At 39.2% G+C, this 577-nt stretch carries 2 protein-coding genes; both read right to left on the bottom strand.

The window, feature by feature from the left end:
* Positions 1-33: 33 nt before the first annotated feature.
* The gene (locus NNO08_RS22885) at positions 34-204 is read right to left on the bottom strand and encodes a hypothetical protein (RefSeq protein WP_271457607.1); all 171 of its coding nucleotides are present in this window, start codon (positions 202-204) and stop codon (positions 34-36) included.
* Positions 205-207: 3 nt separating this feature from the next.
* Positions 208-348, bottom strand: a complete 141-nt coding sequence (locus NNO08_RS22880) for a YmiA family putative membrane protein (RefSeq protein ID WP_249357519.1) — start codon at positions 346-348, stop codon at positions 208-210.
* Positions 349-577: the final 229 nt, after the last annotated feature.

Raw genomic sequence — 577 nt, 5'->3', positions numbered from 1 at the left:
CGCTAATACTTATTATTATAAAAAACGTATTGCTTATTGTTCTTGCTTATCATCTTCAATAAATAGATCAATAAATGCCCGTTGCTCAGATGAAAGATCCCACGAAGCGGGAATATCCTGTTTTTTTTCTACAACGGTTTCATTCGCTTGCTCATTATCATGATGAGCAGGTGTAACAGTGGACGGTTGTTCCTGTGTGGACATCAATTACCCCCACACTTTCCAGACCACCAGAGCAACCACGATCCAGAACACGGCGGAGCCCAGAAACACGGTGAACCATGCTTTACGTTTCATCGCGGGATCTCTGCGCGCAGGCTGGTTTCCAGAAGGCATTGCTAACCTCATACTATCGAAATCACTTATCATTTAGGCACCAAACAATCGGTACAATTAATCATCAGGTAAGAGGAATCCTAATAAAAACAGCCTGAAAAAGCCAGATAATTTTCGAACCCAGCTTTATAAATAACTTAATTGTTTGATCAGTTATAAATATTTGGAAGGGATTTTGGCAGGCTTACTCATTTGAAACTACTTTGGAGAATATTTTCCATAAATAATATAGGGATAATAG

This window comes from Citrobacter sp. Igbk 17, from assembly GCF_028069775.1.
GTDB lineage: Bacteria > Pseudomonadota > Gammaproteobacteria > Enterobacterales > Enterobacteriaceae > Citrobacter.
The sequence above is the reverse complement of the archived record's forward strand: the minus strand, read 5'-3'. Positions and strand labels throughout refer to the sequence as shown.

Excerpts from the sequence above, each read along its gene's own strand:
- NNO08_RS22885 (WP_271457607.1), bottom strand. The coding sequence starts at position 204 with ATGTCCACACAGGAACAACCGTCCACTGTTACACCTGCTCATCATGAT.
- NNO08_RS22880 (WP_249357519.1), bottom strand. The coding sequence starts at position 348 with ATGAGGTTAGCAATGCCTTCTGGAAACCAGCCTGCGCGCAGAGATCCC.